Here is a 15,111-nt window from a genome sequence, read left to right as displayed (position 1 = left end):
GATTGTTATTTATTTCTTTTTATCAAGGTGACTACCACCTGGAATATTCATTTTGTCTGTTAGTTTTGAAATCTCATTTAAATTAATATCTCCAGTAAGAGAAACGACTACTGTTTCAATTTTTCTAGTTTCGCCATTAATTTCAACACCTTGACCTTTCATAGCCTTATCCACTCCATTTACATAAATTAAGAGCTCTTTTACATGATCTGCGTCTTTACCTTCCTTTACATAAAACTTTACATCGGTACCATCATCTTTAACCTCCATAAGTTCTTCTAGAGAGCTTGAACGTGAAGATACCCACTTAGATATATCGGCCGAAATAGCTTTGTTATCTGTTACAATGGTTTTAAAACTTGTTATACTTTTTACCATATCCATATATGCTTGAGCTTCTTCGTCTTCCACATTAATACCCATTTTGGCTATCATTTGAAACATTTTCGGCTTTATCGAAACATAAGTAACATCATTATTATCATTATACTTTTCAAAAATATCTTGTTGAGCCATTCCAATTATTGGCATAAGCATAACAGCCATTACCAACACTATTAATCTATTTTTCATTGTTCTTGTTTTTAATTTATTTGACATATTCATTATTCTAATTTATACTATTTTTTAAAAATTATGTTTGTTGTATTTTCTATTTCGTTAAGATACCCAAGTGATGAAGTCCCTTTATTTACTTCATTTAGATATCCAACTGTTGCTGTACCTTTATTTAATTTTTGAGAAATCATTTCCATTGATTTACTAAAATCATTAAAAGCTAACTCCGGGTCATCATAAGTACCTAATTCATTGTTGAATGAGCTACCAAAATAAAAACCTAACATTAGAAGTACTACTGCTGCGACAGAAATCCATTTGTAATCAATTTTTCGTTTAGTTTTTAATGGAACGTCTTTAGTAAATTTCTCCTGTTGGTTTGCCAAAAAATACGTAAACATGGGTTTATACATTTCTAAATGAGGTGCCACGTTATCGCTAGTAAAATAGTTTTTCAATACGTGCTCTTCTTCAAGAGTCGTTTCACCGTTATCGTACTTTTCTAGTAATTTTTCTATATTATTTAATACCATAATCATGTGTATTAGTTAATTTTTCTCTTATCGTTTTTCTTGCTCTTGACAAGGCTACTCTAACTGCCGTGTTATTCATATCTAACATTTTAGCAATCTCATCAAAATCATATTCTTCTATATCTCTAAGCTGAATAATCATGCGTTGCTGTTCGGGTAAATCTTCAATAATTCGCTCCACCCAATTTACACTATCATTTAATTCAACTTGCTTTTGCAAAGGCGTCTGCTTATCTTCATAATTACTATGCACAATTTTTAAATTTTGTGCTTGTTTAGATTTTAATTTATCAAAACAATAGTTTTTCGTCATCGTCATTGAAAACGCTTCTACATTCTTATACTCCTGAATCTTTTCTTTATTTTTCCAGAGCTTAATCAATACTTCTTGTGTTGCATCTTCCGCTTCCTCAGTTGATACAAGTAATCGCTTTGCTAAACGAAAAACTTTATCTTTAAACGGTGTTACAATATTTAAAAACTCTATCTGAGTCATTTTTAGTTTGGTTAGTTAAAAAAACAGCTTAGTTATCGCTATTTGATATTACGACGACCGTTAATCTGTTTTGTTACAACAAATTTTTTATTATACAATAATGTAAGTATTTTTAAGGTTTAATAGACTACTTAATCTCTTAGATTATAAAGAATTAAAAAACTATTTAAAAGAATTAAAGATGAAAAGATTAATAGCCCCACTTCTTCTACTAACAGTATCTTTTTCCTGTTTTAGTTGTTTCGATGATAATGATGACAATACTGTTTCTGCAAGCCAAATCAATGATTTTGTTTGGAAAGGTATGAATTCCTATTACTTATATTTAGAAAATAGCCCAGACCTTGCAAACGACCGATTCGCGAACAATGGAGAATATGCTAGTTATTTAAATGGCTTTTCCCGTCCTGAAGACTTATTTGAAAGTTTGATATACGAGCCCGAAACTATTGATCGATTTAGTTGGATTGTAGACGATTACTTTGAATTGGAACGTCAGTTTCAAGGCACTAGAGGAACTAATGGATTAGAATTTAATTTTTATGGCACTCCCAATAATGATACTAATGCTTATGGCGTAATACGGCTAGTTTTACCAGAAAGTCCTGCTGGTGGCACAGAACTTAAACGAGGAGATATTATTTATGGCATTGATGGTACTAGATTTACTCGTGAAAATATAGGATCTTTAAGAAATAAAGATACTTATACTTTAAATTTAGGTTTTTATAATGATAACGGCACTCCAGAGGAATCTGATGATTCTATTGATCCTTTGGGTAAAGATATTACTTTAACCAAAGTTACTTACACGGAAGATCCCATTTTTAGAACTAAAATTTTAAACGTAGGAGGACAAAGTGTTGGCTATTTAATGTACAATGGATTTATTAGAGATTCTGAAAATCAATTAAATTCGGTATTCGAAAATTTTAAAGGCAGCAATATAACTGAACTCGTTCTAGATTTAAGGTATAACCCTGGAGGGTCTGTACTAACAACCGCTTATTTAGCAAGTATGATTACTGGGCAATTTGCAGGCCAGACTTTTGAGAAATTAATATATAATGATAATCAGGCTGATAATAATTTCGATTTCTTATTCTACAATACTTTGCCAAATGAAGCCTCTGTAAATTCTGTAGGGTTAAATAAAGTATACATACTAGCAACAGGAAGTTCGGCATCGGCCAGCGAAGGTTTAATAAATGGATTAAAACCATACATTGAAGTTGTTCATATTGGCACGAATACCGTTGGAAAAACACAAGCTTCTCGCACGCTATACGACTCTCCTGATTTCACCAGAGATGGTGTTAACCCAGCTCATACTTATGCCATGCAACCATTAATAGCAGATGGGCTTAATAAAAATAATGAACAGGTACCGGGTACTGGTTTAGTTCCTACTTTGGGTTACGAATACAAAGAAGATCCCCAGAATTTTGGGGTTTTAGGAGATAAAGAGGAACCTATGCTCGCCCTGGCTCTGGCAGATATAGAAAATGCTACAGCCAAGACGAACAAAATAAAATCTAAAGCCAAAAACATTGAACTTATTACGGATAGTAATGAATTTAACCCAAGAGAAGGCGGCATGCATATTGACTAAATATTAACTATTGAAAAAAAACAAAACCTACTTTAACTGGAGTTCTGGCAAGGACTCTGCTTTAGCGCTATACCATTTATTACAGGATAAAAATTATCAAGTTGATGAATTGATTACTACGGTTAATAGTCATTTTAATAGGGTATCTATGCACGGCCTTAGAAAAGAACTTCTTACCGCTCAAACTAAGGCGTTAGGAATAAAAGCAAGTTTAATAGAACTTCCTGAAATGCCAAGTATGGCTATTTATGAGCAAAAAATGTTAGAAACCGTTTCTAGATTAAAAAACAATGGTTTTACGCATACTGCTTTTGGTGATATTTTTCTTGAAGACTTAAGAGTTTATAGAGAAAACCAACTAGCGAAACAGAACCTTAAAGCTGTGTTCCCTATCTGGAAAAGAGATACCAAAACACTGCTTCATGAATTTCTAGACCTCGGGTTTAAAACCATTATTGTTTGTGCTAACTCAAAATATTTTGGCGAAGATTTTGTAGGTACTGTTATTGATAAAAATTTTATAAATAATTTACCCAATGGGGTTGACCCTTGTGGTGAAAATGGTGAATTTCACACTTTTTGTTTTGATGGCCCCATATTTAAAGAACCTGTAAAATTCACCATTGGAGAAAAAGTATATAGAGAATACGACCATCCAAACACAGACGATTCAATTTGTTCTAGTGATAAATACGGGGTTTGGTACTGTGATTTAATTCCATAAAAAATGCCACTAAAAAAGTGGCATTTTAATTAAGCAGTAAGTTGGGTAGATAAATAAATTAGTTAAAATATATTTTAGCTGCTCCTAAGGCTACACTTTTACTATCAAGTTTTGACCCCGTTTCTAAATCGTATATATTTAATGTACTAACATCGGTGAATGATGCATTAGTAGCATATATTCTATTATTATTAACTTCCATCCCATATAAATAACCTTCTGCAGTCAACACAGATGATGCTGGTAATGTCGTTGCGTTCGCATCCATAGCAAAAATATCATTCCCTAGCGCATAATAAATAGTACTACCATCAATTACCATTAATGATGGATGCTCTCCATCTGCAAAATTTAATTCTGTATCAACATTTAAGGAAGTAACATCTATTGTAGAAATACTACCTAAAGTATTCCCCGTTACGTTCCAATCAGTATCATATAGTGTTCTTCCTTCAGACAAAACCACCAAATCTCCAGAATTATTAAAGAACAATTCATCTGGTCTATCTTTAACGGTAACCTCTTCCACATTATCATTAGAAAGAGTTATTACCGAAATAATATCATTATTTGTAAAAGCTCCTTTGTGAGATACATACAACTTACCATCTCTTGAAATAATACGTTCAGGACCATTTCCTACACTTATAGTTTTCTCTACAGAAAACGTAAGTAAATCAACTACAGCAACAAAATCATCTGTTTCATCAGAAGTAGACCCCCAGTTTGTAACATAACCTTTATCACCGACTATGGTCATAAACCTTGGGGTGGATAAATCTGTTACAACTTCATTTTTATATTCAAATGTATATCTATCAACAACCGCAATAGTATTTGCATTATCAACAATAATATATGCGTTATCATTATCAAAAGCTATAGATTGCAGATAAATACCTAATTCCACACTATTAACCTTTTTGTAAATAAGATTTTCTGATTCTGTTAAATCATTAGAGATAAAAGAAATCGATCCTGTTCCTGCTCCTGATCCTTCACCACTTACTAAAATACCGTTTTCATAAGCTCCTTTTGGTAATTGAGGTGAATCATCATCACTACATGACGCTAAAAATAAGACACTTAAAATAAAGGCTTTCGAAATTAATTTATTAATTTTCATTGTTTAAAATTTATAGTTTATATTTAAATTAAAGTTTCTATTTGGCATAGGGCGTCTTGGTTGTACAACATAATTCTCATTAAATAAATTATTAACCTTAATCCCAATTTTCAATAGTTGTTTTGTTGAATTTAATAGCGTATAATCCCCACCTATATTAGATACAAAATAGTGAGGTACAACAAAGTCATTTGAATTACTTTCCGTGGTGTAAACTTCTCCATTAAATAATTGCTGATAAAAGACGCTAAAACGTTTATAATTGTATCCTATATTCAAATTGGCTAAATGCTTTGGCACAAAAATCACCTGTTTATTTGTGGCCGCATCAATAGCTTCAGTATAGCTATAGTTTAAATCAAATTGTAAAACGTGCTTATTGAAGTTTTCTTTATAATTTAATACAAGCTCTACACCCTTATTATTAACTTCTGATATATTTATTGGCACCCATATCCCAGGTCTAGCAGGATCCCCATTGGGCGTCCAAACTATTTTATCCTTTGCATTAATATAAAACGTCCCAATATCTATTAAAAATTTATTGTTCTTATAGCCAAATCCAAACTCGGCTTGTAACGCTGTTTCAGGTTCTAAATCTAAATTTCCTTGACCCGGCCAGAACAAATCATTATAAGTAGGTACTCTAAAATTCTTAGACCCATTTGCTCTTACAAATACATATTGTGTTGTTTTTACTTTTACGCCTAAGGCGTATGTAAATGGCACTTCATAGTCAGAATTAAAGTCTTTTCTAACTTTAGCATCAAGGAAAAGGGTATTCTTAATATTTTGATCGTAAATAAATGATTGAGAAAATTGTCTTCTATTCTTTTTAGCTATTCTATCAGTTTTCCCAAAGGCTGATTCGTACTCAGAGTAAGAACTTATACTAGCATTTAAATCTGTTAATACATATGAAACATTATAGTTTACTAGATAGCGTTTAGAACTCCCAAAGCTATATATATCCAATGATTTATCTTCGAAATATCGATACTCCTGACTTAAAAAAGCAAATTTAGCCTCATGATTAAATCTATTTTGATCATTCGTGTAAATTAATAAATTGCGATGGTTAAAATCTTGATATTTATCATTCGCTGAAGTTGGATTTGGTAATTCTCCAGAAAAAAAACGTTCCCCCCAATAATTTGTGCTATAAAACTTTAGTTTAGATACATCGTTAATTAAAAAAGCCCCATTAATATTAATTCCTAGGTTTTCGTAAGCCCCATTTATATTTTTAAAATCGGTTCCTAACCAAGGATAATCATTCGCTGATTGGTTGTAAGACACCCCTGCGTTTAAGGCAAGCTTATCATTTGATATCTTAAGTTTATATATCCCCCTGTAAGTTTCATAACTCCCTACAGAGACTATAGCCTGATTTCTAATTTGACGATTAGCCGAAAACTCTAAATTATCATTTAAGTGAATGGTACCTCCAATAGCTCCAGAACCATATTCAAGGCTTCCACCACCACTTCTTACATCTATAGCATCAAATAAATTTACCGTTAATGCATTAAATCCCGTTTGCCCATTATTAATAGAATTTATATTAATACCATTCCAAATTACCGCCGTGTTTGATGCACTTGTACCTCTAAAACTGGCAGAACTAGTACCTCCAGAACCATATTCTCTTAAATAAATGGGTGCATTAAAACGAAGTAAATTTGCAAACGATTCCATATTTCTAACAATTACAGAGTCACTTAACCTACTAATTTTATAACCTGAAGAATGCTTATCTAGCTTTTTATCTGCCTGAATAACGACCAAGTCCAAACGATTTACCAAGCTATCATTTTGAGCAGAACAGCAAATACCAATAAAATATACTATTATGAATAGTGTGTTTTTCATAAATTCTAAACTTTTATCCCGAAAGTTTTATTATTTGGTTTTGAATAAGGCAGGTCTCCTGACTTGCGTCTTCATGTTGGTCTTCCCAAAGATGAGTCTTCAGTGACTTGAAGTTGAACACGAAGCTTTATAGCTTACAGTTGCGGGAACAGTTCTGGAGTTTCACCAGATTCCCTTTTAATCCAAACAGGTAACATTGAATGGAACCAAAATTCGTTGCAAATGTATAGTATTTTTTATGAATCAAACACTAATGCATCTTTATAATTTAGAAATTTTGAAGCTAAATGTTCTGGAGCTTTATAAAATTCTGGATGTATCATTGCTGATAGGCATTCAATCCCATTTACTAGGGTTCCAGCAGAAGATTGGGTAAACATATCAAAATCGGAAATGAATACCCGATTAGATTTTACTGCTTTTAAATCACTCCATTCTGGTCTTTTTTCTAAAAAACGCATATCCTTGACAGTTCTTTTTATGTCATAGCCACAAGGTGCAATAATTAAAACTTCAGGGTCATATTTTACAATGTTATCCCAAGAAATAACAATACTATCTCCAGATGGGTGGGATAGCAAATCTATGCCTCCGGCATAGGCGATTTGATGAGGAATCCAATGACCACAATTAAACAGAGGATCTATCCATTCTAAAAGGAGTACACTTTTAGGCTGAATTCTTTTCGCTCTTTGCAAATCAATAATATTGTATGTACGCTCTTTAAGCGTTTTTACGTAGTTGATTCCCACTTCTTCTTTACCTAATGCATTAGCTATAGTCAATGCATTGTCAAATACATCTTCTAAAGAATTAGGTGTTATTGATATTAGTTCAGGTATATGAGGTAGCTTATATGCAGAGGTTGCAACACATTCCGTATCAATTTGACATACATCACAGACATCTTGCGTAAAAATAATTTCAGGAGCAATTTGTTCCAAAACCGTTTCATCAACATAATATAGCGTACCTCCTTCTGCTTTTGTTCTCGAAAAAATAGTATTTATTTCTTCACTTGTTAAAGTCTGCCCCTCTAATTTATAACGTACAGCAACTTGTTTTTCTGCTAAGGCAACTGCAGGACATTCAAAGGTTACACCATTTAAATAGTCTTGTAAACCCATATCATAAATCATTTGGGTAACAGCAGGCATAAAGGAGGAAACAATCATAAATACAAGTATTAAATTAAGACAAAAGTACATCTTTAAAATATACCTTTCCTTTTCGAAAAATGTTTTTAACCTTTGTCACTTATTCAAAGAATATGATTTATTACATCACGGGAGGTGAACGATCTGGTAAAAGTGGTTATGCTCAAAACTTAGCGCTATCACTCTCTAAAACCCCCAAATACTTGGCAACTTCGCGTATCTGGGATGATGACCATAGAAACCGAATTGACCGGCATATTGCCGATAGAAATGACCGATGGATTTCTATAGAAGAAGAAAAAAAACTAGCATCGGTTATTAAAACTAATGATGTAATAGTTATTGATTGTGTGACTTTGTGGCTTACAAACTTTTATGTAGACACAAAAAATGATATTGAGAAATCTTTAGAATTAGCTAAAATAGAATTCAATAAACTATTGGATATTGACGCCACAATGATCATTATTTCAAATGAAATTGGCATGGGTGTACATGCACAAACCGAAATTGGGAGAAAATTTACAGAACTTCAAGGTTGGATGAACCAGCACATCGCAAAACATGCTGATAAAGCCACTATGATGGTTTCAGGAATTCCATTAACTCTAAAATGAATCAATGACTAAATCCGATTTAAAAAAAGCGCTTCAACATAAAATTGATTCAAAAACTAAACCTCTTGGTGCGTTAGGCGAGCTAGAAGGTTTAGCATTGCAAATAGGGTGTATACAAGAGACTGAAACACCTAAAATATCCAAACCAGCTATCATTGTTTTTGCTGGTGATCATGGCATTGCTAAAAAAGGCGTGGTTAACCCATTTCCTCAAGAAGTAACTGCTCAAATGGTATATAATTTTGTAAATAAAGGCGCTGCTATTAACATATTTAGCAAAACAAACGATATAGATTTAAAGGTGGTTGATGCAGGAGTTAATCATGTTTTTAAAAATGATTTAAACATTATTGATGCGAAAATTGCACTTGGCACTCATAATTATCAAGATGAGCCTGCCATGTCTTCAAAAGAATATCAGGAAGCCATTCAAAAAGCGAGTGATATTATTTCTAAAATTAACGACAAAGGATGCAACACTATTGGTTTTGGAGAAATGGGTATTAGCAATACCTCATCGGCCGCACTTTTAATGGCTTATTTTACGGCTATTCCAATTGAAAACTGTGTGGGTGCTGGCACTGGGTTAAAAGAAGAAGGCATTAATAAAAAAACACAACTACTATCAAATGTTTACAATAAATACAGTCCAAAAACGGCTCATGAAGCTTTAGCCACTTTTGGGGGTTTTGAAATAGCCATGCTCTGCGGTGCGATATTAAAAGCTGCCGAATTAAAAATGATTGTGGTAATTGATGGTTTTATAGTTACAGCGGCACTTCTAGCTGCACATGCTATTCACCCAAAGGTTTTAGAATATTGTGTATTTGCCCATAACTCAAACGAACAGGGACATCAAAATATGTTGGAGTTTTTAAATGCTAAACCATTACTATCATTAGGTTTACGGTTAGGAGAAGGCACTGGTGCTGCCTTAGCCATGCCTTTATTGAGAGCAGCAGTAAATTTTTTAAACAACATGGCAAGCTTCGACAGTGCAGGTGTTAGCAACGAATCTGAAAGTAAATAAAATGAAAAAAGAAGTCCAAATATTTCTTATGGCTATCATGTTTTTCACGAGAATCCCCTGCCCTAAATGGGTCGATCATGATCCCGAGTATTTAAAGAAAAGCGCTAAATATTTTTCTTTAGTGGGAATTATTGTTGGTGGCATTGGAGCATTTATTTTTTACAGTGCTTCATTTATTTTTTCGACGGAAATTTCGATTCTCTTAAGTATGGTTTCAACTATTTATGTTACAGGAGCTTTCCATGAAGATGGATTTGCCGATGTTTGTGATGGCCTAGGTGGCGGATGGACTAAAGAAAAAATCCTCATCATTATGAAAGACTCACGCTTGGGAACTTATGGAGCTGCAGGATTAGTTTTAATACTAGCTATAAAATTTTCTGCTTTAAGAGAAATTAACCCATATTTTATTCCTCTAGTTATAGTATCAGGACATAGTTTGAGCAGATTTATTGCCACCACTTTAATTTATACGCACCCATATGTAAGAGATACAGACGATAGTAAAGCAAAACCTGCAGCCAAAAGTATTTCCTTTGGTATGCTAATCCTTAGTGGTTTTTTTGGGCTTCTGCCATTATTCTTTTTCAATACGCCTTTAATATTCTTAACTATACTACCTACCTACTTGTCTAAGGTATACTTAGGACGAAAATTTAAAAAATGGTTAGGTGGTCAAACTGGAGACTGTGCAGGTGCTGTGCAACAACTATGCGAAGTGGTATTTTATTTAAGCGTGCTAGTATTATGGAAATTTATCTAGTAAGACATACAACTCCAAAAATTAAAAAAGGCATTTGCTATGGCCATAGTGACTTAGAATTAGATGATAACCATGATGAAGAATTTAAGGTGGTTAAATCAAAAATTCCGACTTTAGAATCTTTCAAAATCATTTCAAGCCCATTAAAACGTTGTGCACTATTGGCAAAACAGTTTAGTAACGATGTTGTTTTTGATAGTCGTTTAAAAGAGCTGCATTTTGGAGATTGGGAAATGAAACCTTGGAATGATATTCCAGAAAAAGACCTAACACCTTGGATGTCTGACTTTGTAACTGTATCTGTCCCTAAAGGGGAGTCTTACACCCAATTAGCATCAAGAGTAACTGCTTTATTTGAAGAAATTTTGTTTTCGGAAACTGCAGAAAATCTAATTATTATTTCGCACGCTGGACCTATTCGAGCTTTTTTATCCACTCTTTTAAAAATAGATTTAAAAGATTCATTCAATATAAAAATAAATTACGGAGACGTTTTCCATATAAAAAAAGAAGTCGACACTTTTAATCTTATCACGGCTATCAATATTTAAAAATGCGTTTCAGATCAAATATTAAAAAAAAATAATGACCTTTAGACCACAATTTTATCTTATGCGTTCAACCGTTCTATTTTTCATATGTTTTCTAGCTCTCACATCTTGCAAACAGGACAAGAGCAAACCAAAACAAACAGAGGCTAATGTAAAAAAAGAAGTTTTAAAATATGCGACAGGTTTTGCTATAAACTATTACAAAACTCATACAGAAATAATTGTTACCTCTCCCTGGCCCAAGAGTGAAGACACCTACCGTTATCTTTTAGTAGAAAAAGGACAAACCATTCCTAAACATAACGAAACTGATATTATTATTCAACTACCAATTAATAAAATAGTAGTCATGTCTACAACTAATATTCCTACTTTGGAATATCTAGATATTGATGACAAACTAGTAGGTTTTCCTAATACCAGATTTATTTCTTCTGAAAAAACAAGAGCGCGAATTGATAATGGTGAAATCAAAGATTTAAATAATGATTTAAAAATAAATATAGAATTGCTTCTTGAGTTGCAACCAGAACTTGTTATAGGGTTTTCAGTTAATGGAAATGACAAAAAACTAGATCAGATAGAAACGTTTGGAATCCCAGTAGTTTTAGATGGTGCCTGGACAGAAGCACATCCGCTTGGTAGGGCCGAATGGATAAAATTCGTAGGGGCTTTTTTCAACAAAAAAGAAGAAGCTAACCGCATTTTTAACGATATAGAGTCTAATTACCTGAAAGCAGCACAAATAGCTTTAAAAGTTAATAAAAAACCTACTGTTTTCTCCGGGTCAATGATAAAAGATGTTTGGTATGTTCCTGGAGGAAAAAGCTTTGTAGCAAAATTTTTAGAGGATGCTAATACAAATTATCTGTGGAAAGAAAACAACTCTAACGGAAGTCTTCAATTGAATTTCGAGAATGTTTTAGAAAAAGCTAATAAGGCAGAATTATGGCTAGGTGTTGGATTATTTGAAAATAAAAAACAAATGCAAGATCAGCATAAAGGCTACACCTACTTTGACGCTTTTAAAAATAATAACATTTACTCTTACACTAATAAAATTGGTCCTGAGGGTGGTTTGTTATACTATGAATTAGGCCCTCTAAGGCCCGATATTATATTAAAAGACATCATTAATATTTCTCATCCAAATCTATTAAGTGATTACGAAAATTTCTTTTTTAAACGTTTAGATTAATTGCAGCACACTCATCGATATACCATTTCATTTATTACTCTAGTTTTTCTATTGATTCTAGTCTTTTTTTTGAATGTAAGTCTGGGGTCAGTTTCCATTCCAAATAAAGACATCATCAATATACTATTTGGGATAGATCAAAATCCCTCATGGCATTATATTATAATGGATTATAGGTTACCAAAAGCATTCACTGCCATTATTGTGGGTTCTGGTCTAGGTATTTCGGGGTTAATGATGCAAACCTTGTTTAGGAACCCGCTTGCCGGCCCATTTGTTCTAGGGATTACCTCTGGCGCTAGTTTGGGTGTAGCTATAGTAACTATGGGCTCTTCAATTTTCGGTGGTATTTTACTTGGCATGTTGGCTTCTAAATGGACTATTGTAATTGCTGCTACACTGGGAAGTTTTCTAGTGCTGCTGCTTGTTTTAATTGTGTCTTCTAAGGTTCGCGATGCCATGGCTATATTAATTATTGGTTTGATGTTTGGAAGTGTATCGGCAGCCATAGTAAATGTGCTGTCCTATTTCAGTTCAGCAGAAGAATTACAGCAATATTTCTTTTGGGGCTTTGGCAGTTTAGGTAATTTATCTTGGAATGAGTTGCTTATTTTATTTGTCATTTATTTACTTGGTATTCTGTTAAGCTTAGGGACAATAAAAGGGTTAAACTCTTTATTATTGGGTGAAAATTATGCCAAAAGCTTAGGGCTTAATATAAAGCGTAGCAGGCTAATCATTATTATATCTACAAGCTTACTAGCCGGAACCATTACGGCTTTTGCTGGCCCTATTGCATTTATTGGTCTTGCCATTCCTCATATAACTCGACAAGTATTTAATACCTCAAACCATAAAATATTATTACCAGCTGTATTTTTATTTGGGTCTATCGTCATGCTAATTTGCGATAGTATTGCTCAATTACCATCCAGTGAATATACGCTACCAATAAATGCCATCACCTCATTAATAGGTGCTCCCGTGGTTATTTGGTTGTTGGTCCGTAAACGTAAAATGATGTTTTAATGAGTGGCACTTTAAATAAACATATCGTTCTTAAAACCAATAAGCTTTCCATTGGCTATACTTCAAAAAAAGAAACTACTACAATAGGTTCTAACATAAATATTGAATTACATAAAGGTGAATTGGTTGGTTTAGTGGGTGCCAATGGTATTGGAAAATCTACCTTATTACGATCATTAACAAATGTTCAGTCGAAGTTAAGTGGTGATATTTTCTTAAATGACAAAACTCTTGACGCATATTCCAATTTAGAACTAGCCAAAGTATTAAGCCTAGTACTTACCGAATCTTTATCCTCAAAAAACCTCACGGTATTAGAATTGGTTGCTCTAGGAAGACAGCCTTATACCAATTGGATTGGAAATTTTTCAAAAAAAGATATTGATGTAGTGAATGAAGCTCTTATTCAAATTAATATTGAGGACTTAAAGGATAAAAAATGTTTTGAGCTTAGTGATGGGCAACTTCAAAAAGTAATGATTGCCAGAGCCCTCGCCCAAGACACAGATTTGATTATCCTTGATGAGCCTACAACTCATTTGGACATGTATCACAAGGCGTACATTTTAAAACTCCTTCAGCGCTTAACAAAAGAAACAGGTAAAACCATTTTATTTTCATCTCATGAAATAGATTTGGCCATTCAACTTTGTGATAAAATGATTGTAATGACCAAAAATAACGTTGTTTCAGACGAACCCTGCAACCTCATTTTAAATGGTACTTTTGAAAATTTATTTCCAAAGGACTTAATTGCTTTTAACGAAAAAACAGGAAGTTTTAGGGTAAAAAAATAAGTATTATATTTCTAAATCTTCAACAAAAAACTCTTTAGGTAAATAATCTTCACTAAACTTTTGTTGATAGTGATTAAACCACATCACTTTAAATAACTGAGTACTCATTTGTTTTTTTTGCGTACCATCATTAAAAAACAAGTCTTTCTGCTCTTCATTCTTAATTCCTGTCAATATAAAATCAGGTGTTTGAAAAGAAATTCCTGGAATTCTTTCTACAGTATTAGCATCATAAGATTTTCTATGCTCTAATTTTTTTGTTTTAAACTGAACGCATTTACCAAACTCATAATCAACATTGTGTTTATATTTAGCTACTTCTAAAACTAAATCAATATTTGAAGACTTACTTTTTTCTTCTTTTCTATAATATTTTAAATCTAAGTAGCCTTTTACTAAAGAATGATAAATGGTTTTCTCAACAAACTCACTTTTATTTGCGTTAAAATAAACACATACATACTTTGTCAAGTCAGCAATTTTTGCCTTTTTAATTTCATTACTATATAATATTTTTTTTTCTTCTTTATCGAAAAGAACTTCTTTGACAACCATCAAAGGAGGTACAAGAGAAGTTAAAGCATTTATTTTCTTATGTGTATTACTAAATAAAGGATGTGATTTAATTGTAACAATATCTCCAACAATAAAATTGCTCATGTTTAATTGATTTTTCTTAGATAAAAATAACAATAATATTATATTTACAACTAAAGTAAGGAAGTTCTTTAGTTAAAAAGAATAAAACATTTGTTGAACTATTGTATTGATTTCTAATCAATCACTTAATCCGACCTTTTTAATAGAAAAGGGGTTAATAAATATGGAGATTAGGTACTATGTAATTCTGTTAGTTTTGTTACACCGAGATAAGAAATTATTTTCGGAAGTAACGTTACTACCTCAATAATTCTTATTAGTACATTGATATACACCAAGCTATGGCATACATTAAAGGCTTCTAAAGCTAAGTTAATTATTGCTAGGGTAAGTTCTATCATATATAAGTATTTATTATTTAGACGTAAAAATGCAACGTGAGTCGAGA

At 32.6% G+C, this 15,111-nt stretch carries 17 protein-coding genes and 1 riboswitch; of the genes, 9 read left to right on the top strand and 8 right to left on the bottom strand.

All coding sequences use genetic code 11. From position 1 onward, the window contains the following. Nucleotides 1-9 precede the first annotated feature (9 nt). Genes Q0857_RS10555 through Q0857_RS10545 form a run of 3 tightly spaced genes read right to left on the bottom strand, consistent with a single transcriptional unit; the run spans nucleotide 10 to nucleotide 1,587 of the window. Nucleotides 10-573, bottom strand: coding sequence for a DUF4252 domain-containing protein (locus Q0857_RS10555; protein WP_298534857.1), 564 nt, complete (start codon nucleotides 571-573; stop codon nucleotides 10-12). Between the two features lie 47 nt (nucleotides 574-620). Further along, the gene (locus Q0857_RS10550) at nucleotides 621-1,091 is read right to left on the bottom strand and encodes a hypothetical protein (RefSeq protein ID WP_298534855.1); all 471 of its coding nucleotides are present in this window, start codon (nucleotides 1,089-1,091) and stop codon (nucleotides 621-623) included. Further along, a complete protein-coding gene (locus Q0857_RS10545) occupies nucleotides 1,078-1,587 on the bottom strand; it encodes an RNA polymerase sigma factor (protein ID WP_298534853.1) in 510 nt (169 codons plus the stop codon). Before Q0857_RS10545 ends, Q0857_RS10550 begins: the two co-directional genes overlap by 14 nt. A 181-nt stretch (nucleotides 1,588-1,768) precedes the next feature. Between Q0857_RS10545 and Q0857_RS10540 the strand changes: the two genes are divergently transcribed. Both Q0857_RS10540 and Q0857_RS10535 read left to right on the top strand, forming a co-directional pair. Beyond that, nucleotides 1,769-3,199 (top strand): S41 family peptidase, encoded by a 1,431-nt coding sequence (locus Q0857_RS10540; RefSeq protein ID WP_298534850.1) that lies wholly within the window; start codon nucleotides 1,769-1,771, stop codon nucleotides 3,197-3,199. Nucleotides 3,200-3,209: 10 nt separating this feature from the next. After that, nucleotides 3,210-3,923, top strand: coding sequence for an adenine nucleotide alpha hydrolase (locus tag Q0857_RS10535; RefSeq protein ID WP_298534848.1), 714 nt, complete (start codon nucleotides 3,210-3,212; stop codon nucleotides 3,921-3,923). Nucleotides 3,924-3,981: 58 nt separating this feature from the next. Here the strand turns inward: Q0857_RS10535 and Q0857_RS10530 are convergent, their stop codons facing one another. The 3 genes from Q0857_RS10530 to Q0857_RS10520 all read right to left on the bottom strand — a co-directional run bounded on the left by Q0857_RS10530 (nucleotide 3,982) and on the right by Q0857_RS10520 (nucleotide 8,096). Next, nucleotides 3,982-5,049 carry a YncE family protein gene (locus Q0857_RS10530; protein WP_298534829.1) on the bottom strand — a complete coding sequence of 356 codons (1,068 nt, stop codon included), beginning with the start codon at nucleotides 5,047-5,049 and terminating at the stop codon, nucleotides 3,982-3,984. Between the two features lie 3 nt (nucleotides 5,050-5,052). Next, nucleotides 5,053-6,921: a TonB-dependent receptor gene (locus Q0857_RS10525; protein WP_298534826.1), complete on the bottom strand. Its 1,869-nt coding sequence runs from the start codon at nucleotides 6,919-6,921 to the stop codon at nucleotides 5,053-5,055. 30 nt (nucleotides 6,922-6,951) lie between these two features. Continuing rightward, nucleotides 6,952-7,147, bottom strand: a riboswitch (cobalamin riboswitch). A gap of 10 nt (nucleotides 7,148-7,157) precedes the next feature. Beyond that, nucleotides 7,158-8,096 (bottom strand): ABC transporter substrate-binding protein, encoded by a 939-nt coding sequence (locus Q0857_RS10520; RefSeq protein ID WP_298534823.1) that lies wholly within the window; start codon nucleotides 8,094-8,096, stop codon nucleotides 7,158-7,160. 95 nt (nucleotides 8,097-8,191) lie between these two features. On the opposite strand from Q0857_RS10520, the gene Q0857_RS10515 reads away from it, so the two are divergent. The 7 genes from Q0857_RS10515 (at nucleotide 8,192) to Q0857_RS10485 (ending at nucleotide 14,063) form a co-directional block, all read left to right on the top strand. After that, nucleotides 8,192-8,695: a bifunctional adenosylcobinamide kinase/adenosylcobinamide-phosphate guanylyltransferase gene (locus tag Q0857_RS10515; RefSeq protein WP_298534821.1), complete on the top strand. Its 504-nt coding sequence runs from the start codon at nucleotides 8,192-8,194 to the stop codon at nucleotides 8,693-8,695. Nucleotides 8,696-8,699: 4 nt separating this feature from the next. Further along, complete coding sequence (gene cobT, locus Q0857_RS10510) at nucleotides 8,700-9,725, top strand: nicotinate-nucleotide--dimethylbenzimidazole phosphoribosyltransferase (RefSeq protein ID WP_298534819.1); 1,026 nt, start codon at nucleotides 8,700-8,702, stop codon at nucleotides 9,723-9,725. 1 nt (nucleotide 9,726) lies between these two features. Continuing rightward, a complete protein-coding gene (locus Q0857_RS10505; protein ID WP_298534816.1) occupies nucleotides 9,727-10,488 on the top strand; it encodes an adenosylcobinamide-GDP ribazoletransferase in 762 nt (253 codons plus the stop codon). Further along, nucleotides 10,473-11,039 carry an alpha-ribazole phosphatase gene (gene cobC, locus Q0857_RS10500; protein WP_298534814.1) on the top strand — a complete coding sequence of 189 codons (567 nt, stop codon included), beginning with the start codon at nucleotides 10,473-10,475 and terminating at the stop codon, nucleotides 11,037-11,039. The genes Q0857_RS10505 and cobC overlap by 16 nt, the downstream gene beginning before the upstream one ends. Before the next feature lie 61 nt (nucleotides 11,040-11,100). Next, entirely contained in the window at nucleotides 11,101-12,237 is a 1,137-nt protein-coding gene (locus Q0857_RS10495) for an ABC transporter substrate-binding protein (protein ID WP_298534812.1), read from the top strand. Beyond that, on the top strand, nucleotides 12,238-13,266 hold the full coding sequence (locus tag Q0857_RS10490; protein WP_298534809.1) for an iron ABC transporter permease: 1,029 nt from the start codon (nucleotides 12,238-12,240) through the stop codon (nucleotides 13,264-13,266). Beyond that, nucleotides 13,266-14,063 carry an ABC transporter ATP-binding protein gene (locus tag Q0857_RS10485; RefSeq protein ID WP_298534806.1) on the top strand — a complete coding sequence of 266 codons (798 nt, stop codon included), beginning with the start codon at nucleotides 13,266-13,268 and terminating at the stop codon, nucleotides 14,061-14,063. The genes Q0857_RS10490 and Q0857_RS10485 overlap by 1 nt, the downstream gene beginning before the upstream one ends. Before the next feature lie 3 nt (nucleotides 14,064-14,066). Here Q0857_RS10485 and Q0857_RS10480 read toward each other — a convergent pair whose 3' ends face one another. After that, complete coding sequence (locus Q0857_RS10480) at nucleotides 14,067-14,756, bottom strand: hypothetical protein (protein ID WP_298534804.1); 690 nt, start codon at nucleotides 14,754-14,756, stop codon at nucleotides 14,067-14,069. 137 nt (nucleotides 14,757-14,893) lie between these two features. Further along, a complete protein-coding gene (locus tag Q0857_RS10475) occupies nucleotides 14,894-15,064 on the bottom strand; it encodes a hypothetical protein (protein WP_298534802.1) in 171 nt (56 codons plus the stop codon). Nucleotides 15,065-15,111 lie beyond the last annotated feature (47 nt).

The organism is uncultured Algibacter sp., from assembly GCF_947495925.1.
Classification (GTDB): domain Bacteria; phylum Bacteroidota; class Bacteroidia; order Flavobacteriales; family Flavobacteriaceae; genus Algibacter_E.
This window is presented reverse-complemented; position numbering and strand designations above follow the sequence as displayed.

Coding starts and splice junctions, on each gene's coding strand:
- Q0857_RS10555 (WP_298534857.1), bottom strand. CDS start 573: ATGAAAAATAGATTAATAGTGTTGGTAATGGCTGTTATGCTTATGCCA.
- Q0857_RS10550 (WP_298534855.1), bottom strand. CDS start 1,091: ATGGTATTAAATAATATAGAAAAATTACTAGAAAAGTACGATAACGGT.
- Q0857_RS10545 (WP_298534853.1), bottom strand. CDS start 1,587: ATGACTCAGATAGAGTTTTTAAATATTGTAACACCGTTTAAAGATAAA.
- Q0857_RS10540 (WP_298534850.1), top strand. CDS start 1,769: ATGAAAAGATTAATAGCCCCACTTCTTCTACTAACAGTATCTTTTTCC.
- Q0857_RS10530 (WP_298534829.1), bottom strand. CDS start 5,049: ATGAAAATTAATAAATTAATTTCGAAAGCCTTTATTTTAAGTGTCTTA.
- Q0857_RS10525 (WP_298534826.1), bottom strand. CDS start 6,921: ATGAAAAACACACTATTCATAATAGTATATTTTATTGGTATTTGCTGT.
- Q0857_RS10520 (WP_298534823.1), bottom strand. CDS start 8,096: ATGATTGTTTCCTCCTTTATGCCTGCTGTTACCCAAATGATTTATGAT.
- Q0857_RS10515 (WP_298534821.1), top strand. CDS start 8,192: ATGATTTATTACATCACGGGAGGTGAACGATCTGGTAAAAGTGGTTAT.
- cobT (WP_298534819.1), top strand. CDS start 8,700: ATGACTAAATCCGATTTAAAAAAAGCGCTTCAACATAAAATTGATTCA.
- Q0857_RS10505 (WP_298534816.1), top strand. CDS start 9,727: ATGAAAAAAGAAGTCCAAATATTTCTTATGGCTATCATGTTTTTCACG.
- cobC (WP_298534814.1), top strand. CDS start 10,473: ATGGAAATTTATCTAGTAAGACATACAACTCCAAAAATTAAAAAAGGC.
- Q0857_RS10495 (WP_298534812.1), top strand. CDS start 11,101: ATGCGTTCAACCGTTCTATTTTTCATATGTTTTCTAGCTCTCACATCT.
- Q0857_RS10485 (WP_298534806.1), top strand. CDS start 13,266: ATGAGTGGCACTTTAAATAAACATATCGTTCTTAAAACCAATAAGCTT.
- Q0857_RS10475 (WP_298534802.1), bottom strand. CDS start 15,064: ATGATAGAACTTACCCTAGCAATAATTAACTTAGCTTTAGAAGCCTTT.